The 23,552-nt window shown below is 65.8% G+C and carries 29 protein-coding genes; 17 read left to right on the top strand and 12 right to left on the bottom strand.

The genetic code is table 11. The features are described from left to right. Window positions 1-3 precede the first annotated feature (3 nt). The 11 genes from D0901_RS08355 (at window position 4) to D0901_RS08305 (ending at window position 6,635) form a co-directional block, all read left to right on the top strand. On the top strand, window positions 4-1,827 hold the full coding sequence (locus tag D0901_RS08355) for a UvrD-helicase domain-containing protein (protein ID WP_129139850.1): 1,824 nt from the start codon (window positions 4-6) through the stop codon (window positions 1,825-1,827). A gap of 295 nt (window positions 1,828-2,122) precedes the next feature. Beyond that, the gene (locus D0901_RS08350) at window positions 2,123-2,320 is read left to right on the top strand and encodes a CsbD family protein (RefSeq protein ID WP_129139849.1); all 198 of its coding nucleotides are present in this window, start codon (window positions 2,123-2,125) and stop codon (window positions 2,318-2,320) included. A gap of 24 nt (window positions 2,321-2,344) precedes the next feature. After that, on the top strand, window positions 2,345-2,605 hold the full coding sequence (locus D0901_RS08345; protein WP_129139848.1) for a hypothetical protein: 261 nt from the start codon (window positions 2,345-2,347) through the stop codon (window positions 2,603-2,605). A 50-nt stretch (window positions 2,606-2,655) separates the two neighbouring features. Next, window positions 2,656-2,931 carry a hypothetical protein gene (locus D0901_RS08340; RefSeq protein WP_129139847.1) on the top strand — a complete coding sequence of 92 codons (276 nt, stop codon included), beginning with the start codon at window positions 2,656-2,658 and terminating at the stop codon, window positions 2,929-2,931. A 126-nt stretch (window positions 2,932-3,057) separates the two neighbouring features. Beyond that, on the top strand, window positions 3,058-3,717 hold the full coding sequence (locus tag D0901_RS08335) for a metallophosphoesterase (protein WP_129139846.1): 660 nt from the start codon (window positions 3,058-3,060) through the stop codon (window positions 3,715-3,717). Window positions 3,718-3,832: 115 nt separating this feature from the next. Further along, on the top strand, window positions 3,833-4,501 hold the full coding sequence (locus D0901_RS08330; protein WP_129139845.1) for a Bax inhibitor-1/YccA family protein: 669 nt from the start codon (window positions 3,833-3,835) through the stop codon (window positions 4,499-4,501). 88 nt (window positions 4,502-4,589) lie between these two features. Beyond that, window positions 4,590-4,982, top strand: a complete 393-nt coding sequence (tusD, locus tag D0901_RS08325; protein WP_129139945.1) for a sulfurtransferase complex subunit TusD — start codon at window positions 4,590-4,592, stop codon at window positions 4,980-4,982. Between the two features lie 9 nt (window positions 4,983-4,991). Beyond that, window positions 4,992-5,363, top strand: a complete 372-nt coding sequence (locus D0901_RS08320; RefSeq protein WP_129139844.1) for a DsrE family protein — start codon at window positions 4,992-4,994, stop codon at window positions 5,361-5,363. 23 nt (window positions 5,364-5,386) lie between these two features. Next, window positions 5,387-5,677 carry a sulfurtransferase complex subunit TusB gene (gene tusB, locus D0901_RS08315; RefSeq protein ID WP_129139843.1) on the top strand — a complete coding sequence of 97 codons (291 nt, stop codon included), beginning with the start codon at window positions 5,387-5,389 and terminating at the stop codon, window positions 5,675-5,677. Beyond that, window positions 5,677-6,030, top strand: coding sequence for a TusE/DsrC/DsvC family sulfur relay protein (locus D0901_RS08310; protein ID WP_129139842.1), 354 nt, complete (start codon window positions 5,677-5,679; stop codon window positions 6,028-6,030). Before tusB ends, D0901_RS08310 begins: the two co-directional genes overlap by 1 nt. Before the next feature lie 56 nt (window positions 6,031-6,086). Further along, window positions 6,087-6,635 carry an acyl carrier protein phosphodiesterase gene (locus D0901_RS08305; protein ID WP_129139841.1) on the top strand — a complete coding sequence of 183 codons (549 nt, stop codon included), beginning with the start codon at window positions 6,087-6,089 and terminating at the stop codon, window positions 6,633-6,635. 7 nt (window positions 6,636-6,642) lie between these two features. Here the strand turns inward: D0901_RS08305 and D0901_RS08300 are convergent, their stop codons facing one another. From D0901_RS08300 to D0901_RS08285, 4 genes are all read right to left on the bottom strand, one after another. Next, on the bottom strand, window positions 6,643-7,851 hold the full coding sequence (locus D0901_RS08300) for a molybdopterin molybdotransferase MoeA (protein ID WP_129139840.1): 1,209 nt from the start codon (window positions 7,849-7,851) through the stop codon (window positions 6,643-6,645). Further along, window positions 7,844-8,374, bottom strand: coding sequence for a molybdenum cofactor biosynthesis protein B (gene moaB / locus D0901_RS08295; protein WP_129139839.1), 531 nt, complete (start codon window positions 8,372-8,374; stop codon window positions 7,844-7,846). The genes D0901_RS08300 and moaB overlap by 8 nt, the downstream gene beginning before the upstream one ends. Continuing rightward, window positions 8,371-8,691, bottom strand: a complete 321-nt coding sequence (locus D0901_RS08290) for a DUF1244 domain-containing protein (RefSeq protein WP_129139838.1) — start codon at window positions 8,689-8,691, stop codon at window positions 8,371-8,373. The genes moaB and D0901_RS08290 overlap by 4 nt, the downstream gene beginning before the upstream one ends. 76 nt (window positions 8,692-8,767) lie before the next feature. Next, window positions 8,768-8,974 (bottom strand): hypothetical protein, encoded by a 207-nt coding sequence (locus D0901_RS08285; RefSeq protein ID WP_129139837.1) that lies wholly within the window; start codon window positions 8,972-8,974, stop codon window positions 8,768-8,770. 137 nt (window positions 8,975-9,111) lie between these two features. Here D0901_RS08285 and D0901_RS08280 point away from each other — a divergent pair, with 137 nt between their 5' ends. Continuing rightward, on the top strand, window positions 9,112-10,536 hold the full coding sequence (locus D0901_RS08280; protein ID WP_129139836.1) for an APC family permease: 1,425 nt from the start codon (window positions 9,112-9,114) through the stop codon (window positions 10,534-10,536). Window positions 10,537-10,555: 19 nt separating this feature from the next. On the opposite strand, the gene D0901_RS08275 is transcribed toward D0901_RS08280, so the two are convergent. Next, window positions 10,556-11,185, bottom strand: coding sequence for a helix-turn-helix domain-containing protein (locus D0901_RS08275; protein ID WP_129139835.1), 630 nt, complete (start codon window positions 11,183-11,185; stop codon window positions 10,556-10,558). A gap of 146 nt (window positions 11,186-11,331) precedes the next feature. Then, window positions 11,332-12,270, bottom strand: a complete 939-nt coding sequence (locus tag D0901_RS08270; protein WP_129139834.1) for a histone deacetylase family protein — start codon at window positions 12,268-12,270, stop codon at window positions 11,332-11,334. Between the two features lie 119 nt (window positions 12,271-12,389). On the opposite strand from D0901_RS08270, the gene D0901_RS08265 reads away from it, so the two are divergent. From D0901_RS08265 to D0901_RS08250, 4 genes are all read left to right on the top strand, one after another. After that, window positions 12,390-15,137, top strand: a complete 2,748-nt coding sequence (locus tag D0901_RS08265; RefSeq protein ID WP_129139833.1) for a bifunctional acetate--CoA ligase family protein/GNAT family N-acetyltransferase — start codon at window positions 12,390-12,392, stop codon at window positions 15,135-15,137. Between the two features lie 223 nt (window positions 15,138-15,360). After that, a complete protein-coding gene (locus D0901_RS08260) occupies window positions 15,361-16,563 on the top strand; it encodes a quaternary amine ABC transporter ATP-binding protein (protein ID WP_129139832.1) in 1,203 nt (400 codons plus the stop codon). Continuing rightward, window positions 16,563-17,405 (top strand): ABC transporter permease, encoded by an 843-nt coding sequence (locus tag D0901_RS08255; RefSeq protein WP_129139831.1) that lies wholly within the window; start codon window positions 16,563-16,565, stop codon window positions 17,403-17,405. Before D0901_RS08260 ends, D0901_RS08255 begins: the two co-directional genes overlap by 1 nt. Before the next feature lie 112 nt (window positions 17,406-17,517). Beyond that, window positions 17,518-18,408, top strand: a complete 891-nt coding sequence (locus D0901_RS08250; protein ID WP_129139830.1) for a glycine betaine ABC transporter substrate-binding protein — start codon at window positions 17,518-17,520, stop codon at window positions 18,406-18,408. Window positions 18,409-18,483: 75 nt separating this feature from the next. On the opposite strand, the gene pdxH is transcribed toward D0901_RS08250, so the two are convergent. Next, window positions 18,484-19,125: a pyridoxamine 5'-phosphate oxidase gene (gene pdxH, locus D0901_RS08245; RefSeq protein ID WP_129139829.1), complete on the bottom strand. Its 642-nt coding sequence runs from the start codon at window positions 19,123-19,125 to the stop codon at window positions 18,484-18,486. 231 nt (window positions 19,126-19,356) lie between these two features. On the opposite strand from pdxH, the gene D0901_RS08240 reads away from it, so the two are divergent. Then, window positions 19,357-20,028 carry a cytochrome b/b6 domain-containing protein gene (locus D0901_RS08240; RefSeq protein ID WP_129139828.1) on the top strand — a complete coding sequence of 224 codons (672 nt, stop codon included), beginning with the start codon at window positions 19,357-19,359 and terminating at the stop codon, window positions 20,026-20,028. 12 nt (window positions 20,029-20,040) lie between these two features. On the opposite strand, the gene D0901_RS08235 is transcribed toward D0901_RS08240, so the two are convergent. The 5 genes from D0901_RS08235 to arsC all read right to left on the bottom strand — a co-directional run bounded on the left by D0901_RS08235 (window position 20,041) and on the right by arsC (window position 23,331). After that, a complete protein-coding gene (locus D0901_RS08235; RefSeq protein ID WP_129139827.1) occupies window positions 20,041-20,493 on the bottom strand; it encodes a c-type cytochrome in 453 nt (150 codons plus the stop codon). A 128-nt stretch (window positions 20,494-20,621) separates the two neighbouring features. After that, the gene (locus tag D0901_RS08230; protein WP_224417051.1) at window positions 20,622-21,878 is read right to left on the bottom strand and encodes a hypothetical protein; all 1,257 of its coding nucleotides are present in this window, start codon (window positions 21,876-21,878) and stop codon (window positions 20,622-20,624) included. Further along, entirely contained in the window at window positions 21,875-22,261 is a 387-nt protein-coding gene (locus tag D0901_RS08225; RefSeq protein WP_129139826.1) for a DUF2069 domain-containing protein, read from the bottom strand. The genes D0901_RS08230 and D0901_RS08225 overlap by 4 nt, the downstream gene beginning before the upstream one ends. Continuing rightward, on the bottom strand, window positions 22,258-22,881 hold the full coding sequence (gene wrbA / locus D0901_RS08220; RefSeq protein ID WP_129139825.1) for an NAD(P)H:quinone oxidoreductase: 624 nt from the start codon (window positions 22,879-22,881) through the stop codon (window positions 22,258-22,260). Before wrbA ends, D0901_RS08225 begins: the two co-directional genes overlap by 4 nt. Window positions 22,882-22,977: 96 nt before the next feature. Continuing rightward, window positions 22,978-23,331: an arsenate reductase (glutaredoxin) gene (gene arsC, locus D0901_RS08215; protein ID WP_129139824.1), complete on the bottom strand. Its 354-nt coding sequence runs from the start codon at window positions 23,329-23,331 to the stop codon at window positions 22,978-22,980. Window positions 23,332-23,552: the final 221 nt, after the last annotated feature.

Genomic DNA, 23,552 nt, shown 5'->3' with positions numbered 1-23,552 from the left:
GCTATGGTCGAGTTGACGAAGGCCCAACAGGATGTGCTTGCCACGGACGGCTATCAACTCGTCACCGGCGGCCCCGGATCGGGCAAGACCACGGTTTCTATCCTCAAGGCAGCGAAGATCGCGCGTGAGGCATTGCGACCGGAGCAACGTATCCTTTTTCTCAGCTTCGCCCGTGCAACCGTATCCCGCGTCCTGGAGGCCATGGATGAAGAAAGCCGGATTTCACGAGACGAAAAGCGACGTATTGAGGTGGACACCTACCATGCGTTCTTCTGGCGCATCCTCAAGACGCACGGCTATCTCGTAGGCTTTCCGCGCCGGCTGGCGATCCTGACACCACCTAACGAGGCCATCGCCCTATCGGCGGTGCGGAGTGGCTACAAGGCCAACTCCAAGCTCAGTGACGCGGAGAAGGCCGAAAAGAAAGCGCGCGAAGAGGCTGAACGGAACCGTCTGGCGAAAGAGGAAGGCCGGGTCTGTTTCGATCTTTTCGCCGACCGGGTTGCGACGTTGCTGCATGGTTCGGCGAAGGTTCGGACACTGATCTCAACCATGTATCCATTTATCATCCTCGATGAGTTTCAGGACACTAGCGCGGATCAATGGCGTGTAGTCCAGGCGCTTGGCGCGAACAGCACACTAATCGCACTGGCTGATCCCGAGCAGCGGATATTCGACTTTATCGGTGCTGACCCCGAACGCTTGGATCATTTTCGCGCCGCGTTTCACCCCTCAGAACATGACCTAGCCGGAGACAACCACCGCAGCAAAGGCACCGAAATCGCCCTGTTCGGTAACGATGTGCTGAGCGGGAAATTCCGGCAAAGCAACTACAGTGGCATCGCTTTTCAGGGGTTTAAATCGAACCAGAACCAAGCCTTTGCTAGCTTGGTTGGTCATGTGCTCCAAGCACGTAAGCGGCTGATAGACAGCGGCAAACCTAATTGGTCGCTCGCGATCCTTGTGCCTACGAAGAAGATGACCCGGTTGGTGTCGGATGTGTTGCGTGAGCCCTTTGGGCAGGTGCCAGCAATCGGACATACGGCGGCCGTTGATATGGATGGGCCGATTCTCGCGGCGGAGATCGTAGCCTTCCTGCTTCAACAGGGGCGTCATGCCGGCCATTTCGACGAATTCTTGGACCTGCTCTGTAGTTACTACCATGGCCGGGGTGGCGCAGCGCCGACAGCGGGCGATCTGACGGAAGCGGCGCGTCTCAATGCAGCGCTCGGGAAATGGAATCAGTGCTTGGCAGTGGGGAAGGCACCTCCCAAAAACTCCGTGCTGAACGCGACTGCGGCGGTTTATGCGACCGCCCTAGAGCTTGGCTTGACCGGCGATCCTGACCGCGATTGGGCTGCGATCCGCGCGGCGTTGGAGGCCGGCGGTTGTGCGAGATTGCGGGCGATAGCTGGAGACGTTCGCAACGTCCGCCTGCTCGAGCGCGGCACCCAGCTTCGGCAGGGCTTAACTCAAGATTGGCGAGATACCGGCGGCTATCTCAATGCTCTTGCCATCACGCGGCAATCCTTTGTGCAGGAGCATTTTGCCACGGCGCACAAGCCGGAAACCGGCGTGGTGGTGATGAATATGCACAAGGCCAAGGGGAAGCAATTCGATGAGGTCATTATCTTCGAGGGATGGCCAAGGCGTGCGAAAGGCAAGGTCGTGGCCAACTTCGACCGGATCGTGCGTGAGAATATTGCTGCCGGGCCGATGGTGCAGGCTCGACAGAATTTCCGCGTAAGCGTTACACGCGCAAAGCTACGCACCACAATCCTCACGCCGGAGGATGATCCTTGTGTGTTGCTCACGGCATCTGGATAGGTCGCCAGTCTATTTTAGAGGGGCATGGAGGGCTATAGAGCAAACGTAGTTCTCATCGCTATCCCGCGTGCCCCGCCACTTTATTCCAGGGAATCAGCCATTTGGCTGGTTCCCTTTTTCGTTTGCGCTGGCCATGGCGGGGCGATGGCAGATCGCTCTTCCCGTTGGCGGGACGCGACGCCGAAGATCTCGGCGGACGGTGGCGCAAACCCTAGGCGAACTCGCGGCAGGCCTGCTAGGGTAATCCATGAGCAGCCAAGAAGGCTGCCCACATGAGCGAGACAAGGAGACAGTCATGAACTCGGATCAGGTCAAAGGCAACTGGAATCAGCTCAAGGGCGAAGCCAAGAAGCGCTGGGGCAAGCTCAGCGACGATGACCTCGACGTCATCGGCGGCGAATACGACAAGCTGGTCGGCAAGCTCCAGGAGCGCCACGGCATGGAGCGCGAAGAGGCCAAGAAGGAAGTCGACGCGTTCTACGGCAAGCTCTGAAACGAAACGGCCACGGAGAGGCATATGCAAACCGAGAACCCTCAGAATGACACGCTCCTCATCGAGAAATCGTCCTCGGGTGAGCGGCTGGGTCCCGTGCATGGCACGGTCACGGGCGACACCGTCATCCTCGAGGCGCTGCACGACATCGACAAGGGTGACGTGCTGATTCACCGCCGCGTGGATACCGACGATGCCCGGCTGACGGTGACCGACCCGCGTTACCATCCCGAGGTCGGCGATGTGCCGGCGCACTACGAGGCGCGTGTACAGCCTCAGTCCTGAACGCTCTCGCCGGATGCGAGACCCATTCCAGAATGGCAAAAGGAGACGCCATGGAGATCACGATTCAGAACGCTGGCGAAGACGAGACCAACTTCCACGACATGGTCGCCGGGGAAGTCGGTACCGCGTTGCGCAAGACCGGCAAGGATTATCTCGGTTCCAAGAATCTGTCCGAGAACCAGCTGCTGGCCATGCAGCGCGATGACGCCGAGGCCTTCAAGCAGCTCGAAGCGGACATGACTCAGCATGCGCTGGAGCTCAACAATGTCCGCACCAATGCCGGCATTGCCCTCAAGATCAACCTCACCGGCGACAAGAAGACCTGACGCCGGTCGCTCGGTCCCGGCCTGCGCCGGGGCCGTTGCACGCCCCCACCCGACCTCCGCCATCATCGATCGCGGTACGCCATGCGTGGCGACCGACCTCAACCGGCACCGTCTGCCCGAGACACGATGATCGAACGCTTCGCCCCCAATCGCCACGGTACCGACTATGTCGTCGGTGACATCCACGGCTGTCATGGCCTGCTGATGGCGGCCCTGGACCGGCTCGGTTTCGATACGGCCCGCGACCGTCTGTTCAGCGTCGGCGACCTGGTCGATCGCGGCCCGGATTCACCGGCGTGTCTGAAGCTGGTCTTCGAACCCTGGTTCCACGCCGTGCGCGGCAACCACGAATGCCTCGCGCAGGACGCCCTCGACAACGGCGCCTGGCCGCTGTGGCTGGAAAACGGCGGGCGCTGGGCACTGAAGGAAGATCGGGTATCGCTGCAGGCGCTGGTCGATGCCGCGCTGGCGAGGATGCCCTACGCCATCGAAGTGGCGCTCGGTGCGACGCGGATCGGCATCGTTCACGCCGAACCGCCGGATGACTGGCGGGATATCGAGCAGGCCGACTCCATGCTGCGCCGGCATCTCGTCTGGGCGCGGCAGCGACTGGCGGGTTGGGATACGCGGCCGGTCGCCGGCATCGATGCGGTGATCGTCGGCCACTCGATTCTCGAACGGCCGACCAATCTGGGTAACGTTCGCTACATCGATACCGGCGCCTTCACCACGCAGCATCTGCATGTCGAACCGCTGAGCGAAAGTCTGGCCAGGCTCGCCGACTGACGGGGACGCCTGAAAAGCGTCAACCGTCGCGTTCGCAGCGGGCTTGCGTAGGGAACTCGCAGTCGGCATGCTAGGTCCAATCGTGCAGTATTCGATCCCACAGGAGTCCGAGCACATGGCCTATCAATCGTCCCAGGTCACCGATCGCCGCGAGTCGGCGTTGGCGACCAACAAGGTTCTGCGCAATACCTACATGCTGCTGGCGATGACGCTGCTGTTCTCGGCAGTCACCGCAGCGGTGGCCGTCGCCCTGGGTGTCGGCCAGATGAACATCCTGATCTTCTTCATCGGCGCCTACGGCCTGATGTTCCTGGTGCACAAGACCGCCGACTCCGCGGCGGGCCTGGCGGCGATCTTCGCCTTCACCGGGTTCATGGGCTTCACGCTGGGCCCCATCCTCAGCCTCTACCTGTCGGTGCCCAACGGGGCGCAACTGGTGATGACCGCGCTGGCCATGACCGGCGCCACCTTCGTCGGTCTCTCCGCGGTGGCACTGGTGACCCGCAAGGACTTCAGCTTCCTCGGCAACTTCCTCATGGCCGGCGCGATCGTGCTGATCCTGGCGATGGTCGTGGCGATGATCTTCAACATCGGCGCGCTCGCCCTGGCGGTCTCGGCCGGCTTCGTGCTGTTCTCCTCGGCCGTGATCCTCTACCAGACCAGCGAGATCGTGCACCGCGCCGGGGAAACCAACTACATCCTCGCCACCGTGACCCTGTACGTGTCCATCTACAACCTGTTCATCAGCCTGCTGTCGCTGCTGGGCGTGATGAGCGACGACTGAGCGTCGGGGTAACGTCGTGCTTCCGGCCCCGTCGCGATGACGGGGCCATTTGCATTCAGGGAGTCAGTTCAGCTTGCAGAACGCACCGTTGCGCTACGCCGTCGTCGTCCAGGGCGGCCCCTACAGCCACCAGGCGGCGCATTCCGCGCTGCGCTTCGCGCGGGCGGTCATCGCTGCCGGGCATCGGCTGCAAACCGTGTTCTTCTATCACGACGGGGTCTACAATGCCTCGCGACTGGCCGCGCCCCCCCAGGACGAACCGCAACTGCGGGAAGGCTGGCAGGCACTGGCCAGCGAGCACGGCTGTGAACTGCTGGTGTGCATCGCTGCCGCCCTGCGCCGCGGCCTGATCGACGAGGGCGAGGCCGCACGACACGGCAAGCCGGCCCACAGCCTCGAAGCGCCCTTCGTGCTGACCGGGCTGGGGCAGCTGGTCCAGGCGGCGGTCGATCACGACCGGCTGGTCACGTTTTCGCCCTGAGGAGCCGAGATGAGCGAGGAAACCGCGCCCGCGATGCTGGTGATCCTGCGCCACGCCCCCCACGACAGCAGCTGGCTGCGCGAAGGGCTCGACGTGGCGCTGGTGGCGGCGGCGTTCGGCCAGCGCGTGACGCTGCTGTTCCTGGGCGACGGCGTCGAGGCCTTGCGCCCCGGCCAGAGTGCCGGTGCCCTGGGGCAGAAGGGGACGCATCCCACCCTCGACATGCTCGCCATGTACGACATCGAGGACATCCGCGTGGATCGCGATTCGCTGGAGCGTCGCGGGCTGACGCCCGACGCGCTCGGCTGGACGGCGGCGCCGGTGGACGTCGAGTCACTGCCCGCCCTGATCGCCGGCAGCGCCGCCGTTTTCAATTTCTGACCCCAGCCAGGTAGCCTGTCGACATGCTGTTGCATCTCCTCAACCGTTCGCCCGCCAGCAGCCAGGTCCCGCAGGACGCACTGCGGGCGATGGGCGCGCACGATCGGCTGTTGCTCATCGAGTCCGCGGTCTACGGCGCCGTGGCGCCCCAGGCGGACCTGTACGCCGCGCTCGAGGGGCGCTGCTTCGCCCTGCGCGAGGACCTCGTGTCGCGGGGGCTGGTCGAACACTGCGCCCCCTGGATCGCGATGGTCGACATGGCCGAATTCGTCGACCTGACCGCGCAAACCCAACGCACCGTGAGCTGGTACTGATGGCAGCCACCAACCCGACACGTCATCTGGTCGTCGACGGGCGCGAGGTGGCGCTCGACCCGGAAGGGTATCTGGTCGATCTCCAGGCCTGGACGCCCGCCGTGGCCGAGGCGCTGGCCGCCGAGGAGGGGCGTGAACTGACCGCCGATCACTGGGAGGTCATCGAGGTGTTGCGCGCCTTCTATGCCCGCTACGAGGCGGCCCCGGCAATGCGTCCGCTGGTCAAGGCGGTGGGGCTGGAACTCGGCGCGGAAAAGGGGCGTTCGCTGCACCTGATGCGGCTGTTTCCCGACAGTCCGGCCAAGGTGGCGGCGCGTCTCGCCGGCCTGCCCAAACCGACCAACTGTCTCTAGGCTTATATGAAAAGTCGCCGAGCACGGGCAGTTTTCGTCCAGGGCCGAGGCACGCCGTGAACTTTCTCGCCCATGGCTGGCTGGCCCGCGGCGGCTCGGATGATTTTCTCTACGGCAACCTGATCGCCGACGGGGTCAAGGGGCGCGATCTGGAAGCGTGGCCCGCCGATGTCGCCGCCGGCATCCGCCACCATCGGCGCGTGGATGCCTGGGTCGACCGGCACCCCGTGGTTCTCGGCGCGCGCGCCAGGGCGCCTCGTCCCGGACGGCGCTATGCGGGCATCGCGCTGGACATGGTCTGGGATCACTTCGTCGCCCGGGACCATGCCGATGCGGCGCTGATCGAGCGCTGTTATCGGGTCCTGGCGTCGGGCGAAGCCCCCGATCGCCTGGCGCGCCTGGTGCCCGCCCTGATCGCCGAGGACTGGCTGTCACGCTACGCCGAACTCGCCTTCACCTGTCGGGCAATGGCCGGCCTCGGCCGCCGACTGTCCGGCCCCAACCGGCTCGCCGGCCTGGTGAGTTGGGTCGAGGCGGACTATCCGGCGCTGGAAAGCGACTTCAACGCCCTGTGGCCGGCGCTCAACGACGCACTCGGCGTGTGAACGGCGTTCAATCGTCGACGAGCCACCGGCATTCGATGGCGTCGCCTTCGTTGACCACGCTGTGGGCGGGTATCACCGCCAGCGCATCCGCCGCCGCACAGGACGTGAGCACCGCGGAATTCTGATCGGCGAACGCCCGGGCAACGATCCCATGCGTAGTGAACTCGAGACTCACCCGCATGTAGTGCCGGCGCGCCTGGGTGCGCGTCGAGAAGGCAGCACGCGCGACGAGCCGTGGCAGTTCATTCAGTCGGGGGCAGCCCAGCAGGGCGCCGATCAGAGGGCGCAGGTAGAGCCAGGCGCCGACGAAACTCGACACCGGATTGCCCGGCAGCCCCACGAAGCGAACCATCTGCGTGTCCTTCCCCGCCAGCCGCCCCAATGCCAGCGGCTTGCCGGGGCGCATCGCCAGCCGCCACAGATCGAGCCGACCGAGCGCCTCCAGCGCCTGCTTGACGTGATCCTCCTCGCCGACACTGACCCCGCCGGTCGATACCACCACATCGGCCCGCTCGGCCGCCGCCTGCAGCTGCTCGCGCGTCGTCGCCGGATCGTCGGCAACGTGGACGGCCATCACTACCTCGGCGCCGAAGCGTTCGAGCAGACGCACCAGCATGGGCCGGTTGGAGTTGTAGATCTGCCCGGGGGCAAGCGGCTCGCCGGGCTCGATCAGCTCGTCGCCGGTAGAGAGCAGGGCGACGCGGGGCCGTCGCCTGACCGCCACCCGGGTGATGCCCTGGCCCGCCAGCAGCCCCAGGGCCGCGGCTTCGAGCCGCGTTCCGGCCGCCAGCAACGGCTGACCGACGCTGACATCGCGGCCGCGACGCCGCACGTTGTCGCCGGCGGGGATGTCGGCGGGCAGCATCGCGCTGTCGCCCGCCACGTTCACGACTTCCTGCATGACCACGCAGTCCGCGCCGTCGGGAATCTCGCCGCCGGTGAAGATGCGCGCACAGGTGCCCGGCGCCAGCGGCTCGGTAGCGCGGCCGGCAACGATCCGCTGACTGATCGGCAGGGTGCGGCCGGCATCGGTCGCGCGCAGGGCGTAACCGTCCATGGCACTGTTGTCGGCGGGCGGCACGTCGAGGCGTGCGACCACCGGCTCGGCGAGCACGCGCCCGGCCGCCCGCTCGACGCACAGGGGCTCGGCGGGCAGCGCCGCGACGCCGTCGAGCAGGGCGGCCAGGGCCCGTTCGACGCTCTGCAACTCAGCCATGCTGGCCTCGTCCGGGGATCACCAGATTGGCGTAGTTGCAGGGCCGGTGACGGCTGTCGAGCTGTTCACGGAGGATGCCGTCCCAGGCCGTGCGACAGGCTCCGGTCGAGCCCGGCAGACAGAACACCACGGTGGCATTGGCCAGCCCGCCCAGGCAGCGGCTCTGGATGGTCGAGCTGCCGATCTCCTGCCAGGAGAGGTGACGGAACAGTTCGCCGAAACCCTCGATGGTCTTGTCGAGCAGCACGCCAACCGCTTCGGGGGTCGAGTCACGGCCGGTGAAGCCGGTGCCCCCGGTGGTCAGCACCACCTGGACGCGCGCATCGGCGATCCACTCGGCGACCACCGCGCGGATTCGATAGACGTCATCGACGACGATGCGCTTCTCGGCGAGCTGGTGGCCAGCCTCGCTCAGGCATTCGACCAGCGCCTGGCCGGAACGATCGGTGTCCTCGGTACGGGTGTCGGAAATGGTCAGTACCGCGATATTCAGCGGCACGAAAGCGTCGCGATCGGTACTCATGCGTCGTCCTTCTGCTTGCGACTCTGGCGGGCTTCCAGCGCCGCCAGCTGGTCGGGTGTCGCCGGCGCTTGATAGTGGGCCTTCCAGTCGCTGTAGGGCATGCCGTAGACGTACTCGCGGGCGCTTTCGTAATCCAGGGTCTCGCCGCGCTCCTCGGCGGCGGCGGCCAGCCACTTGGACAGGCAATTGCGACAGAAGTCGGCGAGGATCATCAGATCGATGTTCTGGACGTCCTTGTTGGCGTCCAGGTGCTCGAGGAGACGCCGGAAGGCGGCAGCCTCGATGGCGTCGCGGGTGGCGTTGTCCAGATGGTCCATAGCAGGCGGCTCCGGGTGATGAAAGTGCGCCCAGCATAACAAAAAGGCAATGACGACAGGGCTGCCCGATGCGGGATCACTCGCCCAGCGCGGCGCGGAAGGCCCTCAAGTGACCCACCTGGCGCCTCAGGTCGGCCTCGCCGCCGTCGCTGTCGCCGATGGCCGGTTTCCGCTCGGCGTATACCGAGCGCCCGCCGAGCAGCGCAACGATTGCCAGGGCGGGGCCGGCAAGGCCCAGGCCGCGGAGAAAGCGACGGCGGGCAGTGCATGAGGGGGCGGACATGCGGTTCTCCTGAGCGATGTGCCATCCAGAGCGGCGACACTATCGTGGCGGCGGCCGGCGGCGGTTTCTACCTTTCGAGAATAGCGGCGCACTCGAACGAGAGGCCGCTGGTCATTCCCGACACAAGGAGAATTACTATGACAGGGGATACGTCTTCCCACCAACTGGTCCGCGTGCTCGCCCGCAAGGATGTTCTGGCCCTGGCGTTCGGGGCGATGATCGGCTGGGGCTGGATCGTGATGACCGGACGCTGGATCGCCTCGGCCGGCAGCCTGGGGGCGATCACGGCCTTCATCCTCGGTGGCCTGGCGATCGTGCTGGTCGGCCTGACCTACGCCGAGCTCGCCTCGGCGATGCCGCGGGTCGGTGGCGAGCACGTCTACAGCTACCGCGCCCTGGGGCATTTTCCGTCGTTCTTCTGTACCTGGTCGATCGTGCTGGGCTATGTGAGCGTGGTCGCCTTCGAAGCCGTCGCCTTGCCGACGGTGTTCGAGAACCTGTTTCCGGGGTACTCGGCCGGGCATCTGTGGACCATCGCCGGCTGGGAGGTCACCGCCAGTTGGGTGGCGGTCGGGGTGATCGGCTCGCTGATCATGATGGGCGTCAATTACCTGGGGATTCGCACCGCGGCGCTGGTCCAGAAACTGGTCACGCTGCTGATCCTGGTGGTCGGCGTGATGTTCATCACCGGCGCCTTGTTCGAGGGTGACACGGCCACCATGCAGCCGCTGTTCAATACCCAGGCCGGGGTGGTCGGCGGGATCATGACGGTGATCGTCATGGTGCCGTTCATGTTCGTGGGCTTCGATGCGATCCCGCAGGCGGCCGAGGAGATCGACCTGCCGTTTGGCGAGATCGGCCGGGTGCTGATGTTCTCGGTGATCCTGGCGGTGTTCTGGTACGCCCTGATCATTCTCGGCACCTCGCTGATGCTCGACAGTCAGGCCCTGGCCGACAGCAAGCTGGCGGTGCCGGCTGCCATGCAGGCGGTCTTCGATGCACCCTGGGCCGGCAAGCTGATGGTACTGGCCGGCGTCGCGGGAATCATCACCAGCTGGAACGCCTTCTACGTGGGCGGCTCGCGGGCCATCTACGCACTGGCCGCGTCGGGCATGCTGCCGGCCTTCCTGGCCAAGCTGCATCCGCGTCATCGCACGCCGGTCAACGCCATCCTGCTGATGGGGGCGTTCTCCAGCCTGGCGCCGTTCTTCGGGCGTCCGGCCCTGGTCTGGCTGGTCGACGCCGGCGGCCTGGGCATCGTCATCGCCTACCTGTGCGTGGCGCTGTCCTTCGTGGTGCTGCGCCTGCGCGAGCCGGCGATGCCGCGGCCCTTTCGGGTACCCGGCGGGCTCGTGGTGGGTGGCGTGGCGGTACTGCTGGGCCTGGGGATGGTGGTGCTTTATCTGCCCGGCAGCCCCTCGGCCCTCACGCCGGTGGAGTGGGCGGTTTTCGGTGTCGCCATGCTGGTGGGGCTGGCGATGTATGCCTGGTCGCGGGCTCGCTACGGCCTCGAGCCGGCCCGGGAGATCGTTCGCGAGGAGCTGGCCGGCGAGTCGCGCTGAATGCGAGACAGGCGGGCGCTCAGCCGGCGTCCGCCCGCGTGCACACCGACAGCACGATGGCATCCTGCTCGCTCATCGACACCAGGGCGTGGCCCATGTCGCTGTCGAAATAGATGCTGTCGCCGGCGTCGAGCGGCACCGGCTCGTAGAACTCGGTGTAGAGCATGATGCTGCCGTCGAGGACGATCAGGAACTCCTCGCCGTCGTGACGGACCCACTCGCTGAATTCGTCGAAGCGCCGGGCCCGGACGATGGTCTTGAAGGGGATCATGCGCTTCTGTGCCAGTTGATGGGACAGCAGTTCGTGCTCGTAGGTCGGGGTGGGGTGGCGCTGGCCGTCCCCGGAACGCGTCAGGTCGCGTCGCCCCATGGTACGGGTCTGGGCCTTCGGCGTGCTGAGCAACTGGGGCAGGTCGATGTCCAGGCCCTGGATCAGCTTCTGCACCGCCGTGAAGGTCGGCGAGATCTGGCCGTTCTCGATCTTGGACAGCGTCGAACGGGCCAGGCCGGTGCGCTGGCTGACGTCCTCGAGCGTCCACTGGTTGGCCAGACGAATCTCCTTGAGCCGCTCGCCGAGGCGTAGCGGTTCGACGAAGGGCTTGCGACCCGAGGCGATGCGCAGAGCGGCATCCTGATCGGTGTTGGACATGGCGGCGGTTCACGATAGGAAACAAAATTTCCCGTCATGCTACCACACTCGCCTCGCCGGGCCGTGCCATTCGCGCCACGCACGTGGTCGCCGGCGACTGGGGGCCGGCGAGGTTTCCCGGGACCGAGAAACCTCCCGCGCCAGACTCACGGCATGACGTAGGGCTGGCCGAGCAGTGCCCGGACGTGGGCGGTCGCGCTGCGCCCCAGGGCCTCGAGCGAATAGCCCCCCTCGAGCACCGAGACCAGCCGGTTGTCGGCATGGCTTCTCGCCACGTCCATGAGCAGGGTGGTGACCCAGTGATAGTCGGTCTCGTCCAGGCAGATGTCCGCCAGCGGGTCGTCGCGATGGGCATCGAACCCGGCGGAGACCAGCACCAGTTCGGGGCGGTGGGCCTGCAGGGCCGGCAGCCAGTCCCGCTCGACCCGGGCACGGAAGGTGGCGCCGTCGCAACCCGCCTCCAGCGGGGTATCGACCACGTTGTCGAACTCGGGGCGCAGGTAGCGCCACGGATAGAAGGGGTACTGGTAACTGGTGCAGATCAGGGTGTCCGGATCGCCACCGAAGATATCGATGGTGCCGTTGCACTGGTGGACGTCGAAGTCGATGATCGCCACGCGCCGGATCCCGTACTGTGCCCGGGCGTGAGCGGCGGCCACGGCGACGTTGTTGAAGAAGCAGAATCCCATCGCTTCGCTGAGCTCGGCGTGGTGGCCCGGTGGCCGTACCGCGCAGAACACGTTGTCGGCCTGATGGCGGAAGACGCGGTCGACCCCGGCGACGGCGGCCCCGGCCGCATACCGCGCCGCCTTGAGGCTATCGGGATTCATCAAGGTATCGTTGTCGAGGTTGATCAGCCCCTGATCGGGCACGCAGCGCGCCAGCGCCTTGAGATAACGCAGCGGATGAATGCGCGAGATCTGCTCGTCGCTGGCCTGGCGGGCATCCGCCTGCATGGTCTGCTGCAGCACCCCGGCCAGGGCCATGTGCGAGCGGATCGACTCGAGCCGCTGGGGGCTTTCCGGGTGCGCCGGCCCCATGTGGTGACGATCACAGTAGGGGTGACTGATGAAAGCGGTGATCATGAGGGGCTGTCTCCGGCGGCGAGCGGTTCCACGGTAATCGGCGACGAGGCTTGCACGACACTGGCAATAAGTCGTACACAGGGAACATTCTCGAGGCAAGGGCGAGGCAGGAGAGCATCGTGAGTACGCGCTTTCTACGGTATTTCTTTGACCCACGCAGCATTGCGGTGATCGGCGCCTCCGAAAAGACCCATTCGATGGGCGGTCTGGTGCTTCGTAACCTCACCGACAGCCAATTTCCGGGCACCCTCTGGGCGGTCAATCCCAAGGGCTATGCGTCGGTCCATGGCTGCGACTGCGTGCGCCGGGTCGCCGACCTGCCGCAGGTCCCCGATCTGGCGGTGATCTGCTCCCCGGTGGCCAGTGTCCCGGGACTGATCGAACAGCTCGGCCGCTTCGGCGTGCGGGCGGCCATGGTACTCTCGGGTGGCGCCCATCTCGACGACCGGCCGCACCACGGCGGTTCCATCCGCGAGCGCATGCTGACGGCGGCGCGTCGCTCGGGGATCCGCGTGCTCGGCCCCGAGTGCATGGGCATGATCGTGCCCGGCCGGCGGCTCAACGCCACCTACGCCAGCCAGCCGGTCAAGGCGGGCCGGGTCGCCTATCTCGGCCAGTCGGGGATGCTCGGCAACGCCATGATCGACTGGGCGGCGGGGCGGGGCATCGGCTTCTCGCACCTGGCCACCCTGGGCGACAGCGTCGACGTGATGCTTCCCGACCTGATCGACTACATCAACCAGTACTCGCCCTGCCAGGCGATGCTGCTGCACCTGGAGCGTATCCACGACGCCCAGCATTTCATGACCGCGCTGCGCGACGCCTCGCGCAATCGCCTGGTTCTGGCGATCAAGAGTGGCCGCACGCCACGCTCCGACCTGTCCCAGGCGCCGCCCACGCCGGGCATCGCCAACCGCGACGTGGTCATCGACGCCGCGCTCGCGCGTGCCGGGGTGGTCAGGGTCGACGATTCCGACGCGTTGTTCGACGCCCTGGAAACCCTGTCACGCATGAAACCGCTGCGCGGCGACCGCCTGGCGATCGTCGCCAACGGACTGGGGCCGGCCCTGCTGGCGATCGACAAGCTGATCAGTGCCGGCGGTCAACTCGCCGAATTCAGCGATGCCACCCGGGAAGCGCTCACCGCCGGCGAGTTCGATATCAGCCTGCCCGGGCGCAATCCCGTCGACCTGGGCGGCAACGCCACGCCCGAACGTTTCGTCGAGGCCCTGGAGATCGTCGCCGCCGATCCCGGGGCCGATGCGGTGCTGGTCGTCCATGCGCCGACCCGCCTGGCGCCGTCGCGAACCACCGCACAGGCGCTGGTCGCCAACCGCAAGCGCTTCAAGCGCAATCTGCTGACCAGTTGGATGGGGCTGGAAGAGGCGCTGTCGGCCCGTCACGAGTGCAATCTCGCCGGGATCCCGACCTATATCTCGCCGGAGAAGGCGATCAAGGCCTTCATGCACATGGTCGACTACCAGCGCGTTCAGGCGCTGTTGCAGGAAACCCCGCCGAGTCTGCCGTTCACCACCACGCCGGCGATCCGCGAGCGCTGCCACCGGCTGATCGAGTCGGCCAAGGAACGCGGCCGCGACCGCCTGACCCATGAGGAAACCGCCGACGTGCTCGCCGCCTACGGTATTCCCGCGGCACCCAGTCGCTACGTCTTCGATCCCGATCAGGCTGCCGAGGCCGCGGCCCAGCTCTCCGGACGCCTGGCGCTGAAGGTGGTTCACGCGCACAACTGCCTGCCGTTTCGCTATCGCCAGCACCCCCACAAGCTCTCGGCGGGGCTGCTGCAGGACCTGGAAACCCCCGAGCAGGTCGCCGAGGGCGTCCGCCAGCTGGGCGACAAGGTCCGCGAGAAGTTTCCCGACAGCCCGGTCTACAGCTATTGCCTGCAGAGCATGCAGCGCGGCAAGCATTCGATGCAGCTGTGCGCCGGCATCACCCGCGATGCGGTCTTCGGGCCGGTGATCGTCTTCGGCATCGGCGGCTACAAGGTCAACGTGCTGGCCGATCGCCACGTCGCGCTGCCGCCGTTGAACATGACGCTGGCCGATGAACTGATCCGGCGTACCCACGCCGCGCGCTTGATACTCGAGCATTCCCGGGCCCCCGACCGCGACATCGAGCGGCTCTGCCAACTGCTGGTCAAGCTCTCGCAGATGGCCTCCGACCTGCCGGAACTGCGCGGGCTCGAACTCAACCCGCTGCTGCTCAATCGCGATGGCCTGGTCGCGGTGGATTTCGCCATGGATCTGGGTGAACCGGCGCGCCACGCGATCATGCCCTATCCTGAAGAATTGCGTGAGTGGCTGACCCTCGACGATGGCATGGCCGTCGAGATACGCCCCATCCGCGGCGAGGATGCCCCCCTGATCCGTGCCTTCCACGACCGGCTCTCCGAGGAAAGCATCCGCTTTCGCTACTTCCACAACAAGGCGGACCTGTCCCAGCGCGACCTGTCGACGCTGGCCCAGATCAACTACGACCGCCAGATGGCTTTCATCGCCGAGCACCGGCGCGACGACGGCAGCCAGGAAATGCTCGGCGTGGTCAGGGTCTGGAACGACCCCGACAACATCCGCACCGAGTTCTCGATCATCATTCGCGACGACCTGCATGGCCACGGGTTGGGGCGCTTGCTGATGGAAAAGATGATCCGCTATTCCCGGGGGCTGGGCACGCTGGAGATGACCGGCAAGATCATGGTCGACAATGGCCCGATGCGCGCCCTGCTCAAGCAGCTGGGCTTTACCTGCCGCTACAACATGGAAGAGCAGGTGATTGATGCCTCGCTGAGGCTCAACGAACCGAGCAGCGACTGGCAACGCCACCGTCTCGAGAACTCACTGTACTGATCGGGGAATGCTCACCAAGGCGCATGGTTGAGCCAACGGGTTATTGAACCGTTGATCAATCATCAGATCTTCTGATTTGAAGCCCGTTTAATAAGAATGTACGATGCGTGAAAAATCATAATCAATCGTTATGAAAAAAAGGGGTAACGATTTCAATGGAAAATCGTTGGCGATCGCCCCCGACACAACGAGAACAGGTCACGACGAAAAACAGGCAAAGCCGATGAGCGAATCCCAAACGATCAAGATTCAGGTACGCGGCTTGAGCAAGGTCTTCGGCAGCCAGCCGAAGAAGGCGCTCGAGTTGCGCGACCAGGGCCTGAAGCGCCCGGAGATTCTCGACAAGACCGGCCAGACGCTGGGTCTGTCCAATATCAGCTTCGATGTCCAGGAGGGGGAACTCCTGGTGATCATGGGCCTTTCCGGCTCCGGCAAGTCGACGTTGATCCGCTGTCTCAACCGACTGATCGAGCCCACCGAGGGCGACATCATCATCGACGACGAGAACATCCCTCAGCTCAACGAGAAAGAGCTGCTGCAGTGCCGTCGTCGGCACTTCTCGATGGTCTTCCAGAACTTCGCGCTGTTCCCCCATCGCACGGTGCAGCAGAATGCCGAGTACGGTCTCGAGATCCGCGGCATCGACAAGGAGGAGCGCGCCAACAAGGCGCGGGAGTCCCTCAAGCAGGTCGGTCTGGACGGTTGGGAAGACGCCTTGCCCAACCAGCTCTCCGGCGGCATGCAGCAGCGTGTCGGCCTGGCCCGGGCACTGGCCAACGATTCCAGCGTGCTGCTGATGGACGAGGCCTTCTCGGCACTCGATCCGTTGATCCGCAAGGACATGCAGCAGGAACTGCTGGAACTCCAGCATCGCATGAAGAAAACCACCATCTTCATCACCCACGATCTCGATGAGGCGTTGAGCATCGGCGATCGCATCATCCTGCTCAAGGACGGCGAGATCGTGCAGATCGGCAAGCCGGAGGAGATTCTCACCAAGCCCGCCAACGACTATGTCGCGCGCTTCATCGAGGGCGTCGACATGTCGCGGATTCTCACCGCACGCCATGCCATGCGGCCGGTCCGTGCCACCGCCCGCGAGGACGACGGCCCGCGTACCATCCTGCACAAGCTCCGCGAGAACAGCCTCGACTCGATCTACGTCACCAATCGCGAGCGCAAGCTGCTGGGCCTGGTGGAGGTGGACGCCGTCGACCAGGCCGCCAAGGACGGGGCGCAGTCCATCAAGTCGCTCATCCACGACGACTTCCCGCGGGTCGGCCCCGACGAGCCCCTGCACAACCTCTTCGCGATGTTCAGCGAGAAGAGCTATCCGATCGCCGTAGTCGACGAGGACCAGCGCCTGCTCGGCGTGGTGGTCAAGGGTGCCGTGCTGGCGGAACTGGCTGAATCTGGAGAACGCTGATGGCTATCGATATTCCCCGTATTCCTCTCGGCGACTGGATCGAGAGTGGACTGGACTTCCTGACGACGCAGTTTTCCTCGGTCACCCGGGGCATCTCCCACGTCACCCAGACCGGTATCAATGCGCTCAACGACGCCCTGGCGTGGATGCCCGAATGGTCGCTGATGGCGCTCATCGCGCTGCTCTGCTGGCGGTTGTCGGGCATCCGCCTGGCGATCGGCTCGCTGCTCGGCCTGGGACTGATCTGGAACATGGGTCTGTGGTTCCCGATGATCGAATCGCTCACCCTGGTGGTGATCGCGACCCTGGTGGCGATCGTCATCGCACTGCCGGTGGGCATCGCGGGGGCGTTGTCGGACCGTCTCTACGGCGTGATCATGCCGGTGCTCGATTTCATGCAGACCATGCCGGCCTTCGTCTACCTGATTCCGGCGATTCCGTTCTTCGGCATCGGCTCGGTGTCGGCGATCTTCGCCACGGTGATCTTCTCCATGCCGCCGGCGATCCGCTTCACCACCCTGGGCATTCGCCAGGTTCCCAAGGAATTGATCGAGGCGGCCGATGCCTTCGGCTCGACACGCGGGCAAAAATTGTTCAAGGTCCAGTTGCCGCTGTCGCTGCCGACCATCATGGCCGGCATCAACCAGACCATCATGCTGGCCTTGTCGATGGTGGTGATTGCCGCCATGATCGGTGCCGATGGTCTGGGCAACGAGGTCTGGAAGGCCATCCAGCGGCTGCGCCCGGGTGATGGCTTCGAGGCGGGGATCGCGGTGGTCATCCTGGCCATGCTGCTCGATCGCCTGACTCAGTCGTTCCGCAAGACCAAGAAGGCGCAATGAAGCAGTGAATAAGACGCCTGGACCGACTCTTGCATGATTCATGCAGGGTCGGGGCGGCCCGAAGCGTGACGGCGGGCCGCCCTCACACTCAACCAAGAAGAAGGGGAAAGTGATGAAAGCGTTCAATACGATGTCACGCGCCGTGCGTTTCGGTTCGCTGATGATGGTTGCCGGCCTGGGCATGAGCGGACTGGCTCACGCGCAGGACGACAGCAAGGGCACCGTGACCCTGGCCTACGTCGAATGGGCTTCCGAGGTCGCCTCCACCAATGTGGTGCGCGCGGTGCTCGAGGACATGGGCTATGACGTCAAGATGTCCTCGCTGTCGGCCGCCGCGATGTGGCAGGCCGTGGCCTATGGCGATGCCGATGGCATGGTGGCCGCCTGGTTGCCGACCACGCACAAGAACTACTACGAACAGACCAAGGACAAGGTCGTCGACCTGGGCGCCAATCTCGACGGCACCAAGCTGGGTCTGGTGGTTCCCGCCTATACCGACATCGATTCCATCGAGCAGCTCGACGACAAGGCGGACAGCTACGGCGGCGAGATCATCGGCATCGACCCGGGTGCCGGCCTGATGGGCCTGACCGAGGACGTGATCGACGATTACGGCCTGCAGGGCGACGTCAAGCTGCGCAGCGGCAGTGGCGCGACCATGACCGCCGCGCTCAAGTCGGCGATCCAGAACCACGAGGACATCGTCGTCACCGGCTGGACCCCGCACTGGATGTTCTCGCGCTGGGATCTCAAGTATCTCGACGATCCCAAGAACGTCTACGGCGATGCCGAGCACATCAATACCATCGTGCGCCAGGGTCTCGAGGAAGACATGCCGGCGGTGTACGAATTCCTCGACAACTTCCACTGGACGCCCGAGCAGATGGGCGAGGTCATGTTGATGAACCAGAAGGAAGGCTCCGACCCGTACGAAAATGCCCAGAAGTGGGTCGACGAGCACCCGGACGTGGTCAAGGAGTGGACCGCCGACATCCAGGGCTGAACCCCGAGCGAATGTCGCTGACGAAAACGCCCGGCCTGGCCGGGCGTTTTTTCGATCCGGCGCGCGCCCGACGGCTCAGGGCGCCAGACGCACCTTGCTCCAGTGATCGTCCTGGCGGCGATAGCGCAGGCGATCGTGGAGCCGGTCGGCCTGCCCCTGCCAGAATTCGATGATCTCGGGTTCGACCCGGTAACCGCCCCAGTGTGGCGGGCGATCGACATCCTGACTGGTGTAGAGTTGCTCGAAGCGGTGGCGACGCTCCTCGAGCCATTCGCGGTCGGGAATCTCCACGCCCTGCTGGGAGATCCAGGCACCCAGTTGGCTGGCCCGCGGGCGACTCTGGAAATAGCGGTCCGATTCGCCGTCCTCGACCTGCACGACCCGGCCCTCGACGCGGACCTGGCGCTGCAGGACCGGCCACCAGAAGACCAGGGCGGCGTGGGGCACATTGGCGAGTTCTGCGCCCTTGTGACTCTGATAGCTGGTGTAGAAGGCGAAGCCGCGCTCATCGAGGCCCTTGAGCAGCACGATGCGCGCATGGGGGAGTCCCAGGCTGTCGACGGTGGCCAGGGTCATGGCGTTGGCATCGTCGTTCTCGCGCTCCAGCGCCAGTGTCAGCCAGCTCTGGAACAGCTCGAGCGGCGCGTCCGGCGTGCTCTCGGTATCGAGGTGGTCCCCGCTGTAGTCGCGTCGTACATCGGCAATGTCGGTGTTCATGGCGCTCTCCTGAGGTTTTCCTCATCATCGCCCGTGATGCCGGGAGGCTCAAGCGTAGCGGGCCCGAATCACCCTCTGTCAAGGGCCGATGACCCGCATCGAGATCATGCCGGGCGCTATTTTCACCTGACGCACCTCATCCGGTGCCCCCGGGACGTCGCGGCTATACTCCCTCGATGAGGGGAACGGGGCCGGTTCTACCGATCGAGGGCGTGGCCACGAGGAGTGACGATGAAGACGCTGAAAGCCTGGGACGTCCCCATCCGGTTGTTCCACTGGATACTGGTCGCCAGCATCCTGGTCTCCTGGTACACGGTGAAGACCAGTGGCGAACCCCTGCTGTTCCCCATCGAATGGCATGCGCGCGCCGGTTACACCATTCTGGTGCTGCTGGTCTTTCGCTGGTCGTGGAGTATCGTCGGCAGCCGGCACGCCCGGCTGCGCGCCTTGCTGCGCTCGCCACGGGTCGTGGCGCGCTACGCCGCGGGCTGGTTTCGGCGCCATCCCGACCGGTATGTCGGCCACAACCCGCTGGGCGGCTGGATGACGTTACTGTTGTTGCTGTCGCTGAGCCTTCAGGTTACCTCGGGGCTGGTGATGAGCGACGAAGTGCTGTTCACGGCACCGCTGGCCGGCAAGCTGGGCGGGCGCCTCGAGGAGATCCTGGTGGCATTGCACCACTGGAACGGCAACGCGCTGTTCGTGCTGGTGGGCATCCACCTGGCGGCGATCGTGCTTCACCGACTCCGGGGGGAGGCGCTGGTCGTGGCGATGGTCACCGGACGCAAGCGGCTCTCTGGTGCCGTCAAGGATGGCGAGAACCAGCCGGTATCCGGCTGGCGGGCCTGGGCCGTCGCCGCCTTGGCCGTCGCGGTGCTGGTGGCCATTCTGGAGTGGGCCTGACCCGGCGGCGACTCAATCGGCACGGTAGTCGTCGTGGCATGCCTTGCAGCTGCGCGCCATCTCGGCGAAGCGGGCCCGCACCGTATCGAAGCTGCCGTCGCCGGCGACCTCGGCCAGTTGCACGGCGGCGTCCTCGAAGGCCTGCGCCTTGGCATCGAAATCATCGCGATTAGCGGCGATGTCGGGCAACGCATGGGTGCCCTGGCGATCGTAGGAGTCCGCGATGAACCCTTCCCAGGGCAGCGGCGCCAGGTCGGCGACACGTCGGGCACGCTCGGCGAACGCCTCGGCATCGTAGTCGATGTCGCCCTTGACCATCCGGGACATCGGCACCATTTGCCAGGCGATCACTTCCATGGCCGCGTGCCGATAGTGGATGGCGTCGTCGATGTCATCGGCCTGAGCGATCGTCGCGGGGCCGCCCGTCAGACTCGCCAGGGCGAGCAGGGAGAGCATGCGCTTCATGAGTCACTCCTTGTTGTCTTGTTATTGCGGCGTTCGCCGCCGACGACCGGGATGTCAGTCCTGCCACCGATCGCCCCCGGGACCTTCACAACATAGGCACCCGAGCCCGGCGCGTCGAGAGGCCGTGATCAGGACAATGCCGCACGCACGCCGAGGATCGCCCCGCAGGCCAGCCAGCCGACGATCGCGTAGGGCAGGTTCCAGCGCAGCATCTCCCGGGGCGCGACGCCATAGCGCGAACACAACACGAGATTGCTGCCCGATAGCGGGCTGCTGCCGGTCCCCAGCGCCCAGCCCATGAGAAAGACCATGCCCAGCAGCGTGGGGTCGGGATGCAGCGAGGCGAGCAGCGGCGCCAGGGTCGTCACGCCGACCAGCGGGTGGATGCCGACGAAGGCCAGTGCCACGATCACCCCCAGGGTCAACCAGGCCTGTAGATGCCCGAAGTGCGTGAACGGCAGTGCCGGGCCCTCCGGCCAGCTCGCCAGCAGGGCGCTGAGGCCGCTGGACAGTACCCCGGCGGCGAGAAACAGTGCGAACTGCGGCATCAGCCGTGACAGCCCGTGGTCGAGCTGGTGACGCAGCCGGGAGCGGCGCTCGCGTGCCGGCGCCAGCAGCAGGGCGGCCAGCGGGGAGACAATGCTGATGATCAAGGGGATGCCCAGCGTCGGCCAGGCGGTGTGAAGCAGGAGAACGGCGAGGGCGAGAACGCCGGGCAGCACCAGGGCGCGTGCCTCGAGCGGGTAGCCCGTGAAAGGCCCTTTGACGCGCAAGGTGTCCAGGGCGACCAGGGTCAGCAAGGCCAGCGCGCAGGCCAGCCCCCAGGGCAGCAGGGCGGTGAACTCGAGCCCCGGGGCATAGGTCAGGGCCACGCCCATGGCGACGAAGAACGGCGACCAGGCCGCCGCCGCGGGAAAGGCGCGGCCCAGCACCATCGCCTGCCGCCGGGAAAGCCGTCGGTCGTGCTGCATGCGGTCGGCGAACAGGAACAGCGCCGAGAGATTGATCACGGCGCCGAACAGGTGCACGCCGAACAGCGTGCCCCAGAAACTGTCGCGCTGTGTCGTGTCGGCCCGGGTCGGCACGCTGGGCGCGGCCATCGACAGAAAGCTCACGCCGGCGAACATCATCAGCAGCGTCTGGTTGATCGCCAGGGCATGCAGGAGCGTCACCGGCGTGCCGCGGACCAGGGCGACGGCCCAGAACACCACGCCGGCACCGCCCAGGGCCAACGCCTGGCGGCGCGAGGCCCGTGGCAACTGACGGGCCAGACGCAGGGTCGCCAGCCAGCTGAGAATCGCCGCCGGCCACAGCGGCCAGTGCATCAGACTGCTGGCGATGCTCAACGCGAGCATCGCCAGGATCAGCGCGCTCGAGGGTCTCACGAGCGCAGTTGCCGCCCGCGCCAGCGCGCATAGAGCGCACTGGCGACACACAGCACCGCCGCGGCGGCGATCTCGAGCCCGCCCAGCCAGAGCTTGTCCGGCAGCGAGGCGATCATCACCCCCTGCATGAGATAGAGCAGACTGACGAAGGCCAGCCAGAGGTGACCGCGCGGGCGGCGGGTCAACAGGCTCGGCAGCAGCAGCACCAGCGGCAGGAGGCGGACCAGGATCGGCCCCCAGCCCACCTGATGCTGGCTCTTGAGCAGCCAGCCGCCGAGGCACAGCAGCACGATCAATGCCGCATAGCTGCCGATCACCACGCGGCGCGCCTGACGCAGGCGTTGGTCCTGATGGGTCGCAGGCGTCGCGGCGTCGCCCGTCATCGGCGCGCCTCCGTCAGCCCCTGCAGTGCCTTGGCCAGTCGCCCGATCCGCCGCCCCTGGGCCTGGGCCAGCTCGCGTTCGGTGTCGTCGACGCTGCGATCGCTGCGCCCCCCGGCAACGTGACTGGTGCCGTAGGGCGTGCCGCCACTGGTGGTCGCCAGCAGCCCCGGTTCGCTGTAGGGCACGCCGGCATAGACCATGCCGTGGTGCAGCAGCGGAATCAGCATGGTCAGCAGGGTGGCCTCCTGACCGCCGTGCAGGCTCGCCGTGGAGGTGAAGGCGGTGGCCGGCTTGTCGACCAGGGTGCCGCCGAGCCAGAGCTCGCTGGTCCCGTCCAGGAAGTACTTGAGCGGCGCGGCCATGTTGCCGAAGCGCGTCGGGCTGCCGAGGGCCAGGCCGGCGCACTCGCGCAGGTCGTCGAGCGTGGCAAAGACCGCGCCCTCGTCGGGGATCTCGGGATCGACGGCCTCGCAGGTCGCCGACACCGGCGGTACCGTGCGCAGCCGGGCGTCGATGCCGGCGTTGCTCTCGATGCCGGCCGCGACCTGTTCGGCCAGCAGGCGCGTCGCACCATGACGGGAGTAGTACAGCACCAGCACGAAGGGGCGTGACGAACTCATGGGCATTCCTTGTCGTTGCGACGGCCAGCCGGCCAGTCGGAAAGAGTGTTCGGCACCGACGGTCCCGTGTCGTGCGGGCCGTGGGCGTGCCAGGTTCTAGTCGTCGGCGAGCAGGGCCAGTATCGCTTCCGGCGGCCGACCGATGACCGCCCTGTCGCCACGATCGAGAATCGGTCGCTGCATGAGCCGCGGGTGCTCGGCGATCGCCGCCAGTATCTCGTCGCGGGACGGAGAGCTCAGCGCGAGAGCCTTCCATTCCGTCTCGTTGTCACGCAGCAGCGATTCGAGCGGGGTGTCGAGGCGCGCGGCCAGCGACTCGAGTTGCGCCCTGGGCAGGGGATCGTCGAGATAGCGGTGAACCTGGAATTCGACGCCGCGCGCCTCGAGCAGCTTGAGGGCGTCGCGGGATTTCGAGCAGCGCGGGTTGTGATAGAGCGTCAGAGCGGACACGCCGACTCCTTGATTTTCAAGGGTTGATGATGCCGTCCATTCTACGGGGGCGGCCGAAGGGCCACAACGCATGGCCGTCCCGCTCAGGATTCAGGGGGCGTCAGCCGGTCGTAAAGCCATACGCGCCGGCCATCGGCCAGGGTGGTCTGTATCCGACGATAGCGCACGCCCAGGTGTTCATAGCGGTCGAGCTGCGCCAGTTCCTCGGCATCGACCGTGAG

Origin of the sequence: Modicisalibacter coralii (assembly GCF_004117855.1) — a bacterium.
Lineage (GTDB): Bacteria > Pseudomonadota > Gammaproteobacteria > Pseudomonadales > Halomonadaceae > Modicisalibacter > Modicisalibacter coralii.
This window is presented reverse-complemented; position numbering and strand designations above follow the sequence as displayed.

Bases quoted from the DNA above. Each gene is read 5' to 3' on its own strand.
- D0901_RS08270 (WP_129139834.1), bottom strand. From the start codon at position 12,270: ATGATCACCGCTTTCATCAGTCACCCCTACTGTGATCGTCACCACATG.
- D0901_RS08240 (WP_129139828.1), top strand. From the start codon at position 19,357: ATGAAGACGCTGAAAGCCTGGGACGTCCCCATCCGGTTGTTCCACTGG.
- wrbA (WP_129139825.1), bottom strand. From the start codon at position 22,881: ATGAGTTCGTCACGCCCCTTCGTGCTGGTGCTGTACTACTCCCGTCAT.
- D0901_RS08345 (WP_129139848.1), top strand. From the start codon at position 2,345: ATGCAAACCGAGAACCCTCAGAATGACACGCTCCTCATCGAGAAATCG.
- D0901_RS08280 (WP_129139836.1), top strand. From the start codon at position 9,112: ATGACAGGGGATACGTCTTCCCACCAACTGGTCCGCGTGCTCGCCCGC.
- D0901_RS08350 (WP_129139849.1), top strand. From the start codon at position 2,123: ATGAACTCGGATCAGGTCAAAGGCAACTGGAATCAGCTCAAGGGCGAA.
- moaB (WP_129139839.1), bottom strand. From the start codon at position 8,374: ATGAGTACCGATCGCGACGCTTTCGTGCCGCTGAATATCGCGGTACTG.
- D0901_RS08355 (WP_129139850.1), top strand. From the start codon at position 4: ATGGTCGAGTTGACGAAGGCCCAACAGGATGTGCTTGCCACGGACGGC.
- D0901_RS08285 (WP_129139837.1), bottom strand. From the start codon at position 8,974: ATGTCCGCCCCCTCATGCACTGCCCGCCGTCGCTTTCTCCGCGGCCTG.
- pdxH (WP_129139829.1), bottom strand. From the start codon at position 19,125: ATGAACACCGACATTGCCGATGTACGACGCGACTACAGCGGGGACCAC.
- D0901_RS08340 (WP_129139847.1), top strand. From the start codon at position 2,656: ATGGAGATCACGATTCAGAACGCTGGCGAAGACGAGACCAACTTCCAC.
- D0901_RS08310 (WP_129139842.1), top strand. From the start codon at position 5,677: ATGGCAGCCACCAACCCGACACGTCATCTGGTCGTCGACGGGCGCGAG.
- D0901_RS08260 (WP_129139832.1), top strand. From the start codon at position 15,361: ATGAGCGAATCCCAAACGATCAAGATTCAGGTACGCGGCTTGAGCAAG.
- D0901_RS08225 (WP_129139826.1), bottom strand. From the start codon at position 22,261: ATGACGGGCGACGCCGCGACGCCTGCGACCCATCAGGACCAACGCCTG.
- D0901_RS08335 (WP_129139846.1), top strand. From the start codon at position 3,058: ATGATCGAACGCTTCGCCCCCAATCGCCACGGTACCGACTATGTCGTC.
- D0901_RS08250 (WP_129139830.1), top strand. From the start codon at position 17,518: ATGAAAGCGTTCAATACGATGTCACGCGCCGTGCGTTTCGGTTCGCTG.
- D0901_RS08235 (WP_129139827.1), bottom strand. From the start codon at position 20,493: ATGAAGCGCATGCTCTCCCTGCTCGCCCTGGCGAGTCTGACGGGCGGC.
- D0901_RS08320 (WP_129139844.1), top strand. From the start codon at position 4,992: ATGAGCGAGGAAACCGCGCCCGCGATGCTGGTGATCCTGCGCCACGCC.
- D0901_RS08290 (WP_129139838.1), bottom strand. From the start codon at position 8,691: ATGGACCATCTGGACAACGCCACCCGCGACGCCATCGAGGCTGCCGCC.
- D0901_RS08300 (WP_129139840.1), bottom strand. From the start codon at position 7,851: ATGGCTGAGTTGCAGAGCGTCGAACGGGCCCTGGCCGCCCTGCTCGAC.
- tusB (WP_129139843.1), top strand. From the start codon at position 5,387: ATGCTGTTGCATCTCCTCAACCGTTCGCCCGCCAGCAGCCAGGTCCCG.
- D0901_RS08275 (WP_129139835.1), bottom strand. From the start codon at position 11,185: ATGTCCAACACCGATCAGGATGCCGCTCTGCGCATCGCCTCGGGTCGC.
- D0901_RS08255 (WP_129139831.1), top strand. From the start codon at position 16,563: ATGGCTATCGATATTCCCCGTATTCCTCTCGGCGACTGGATCGAGAGT.
- D0901_RS08330 (WP_129139845.1), top strand. From the start codon at position 3,833: ATGGCCTATCAATCGTCCCAGGTCACCGATCGCCGCGAGTCGGCGTTG.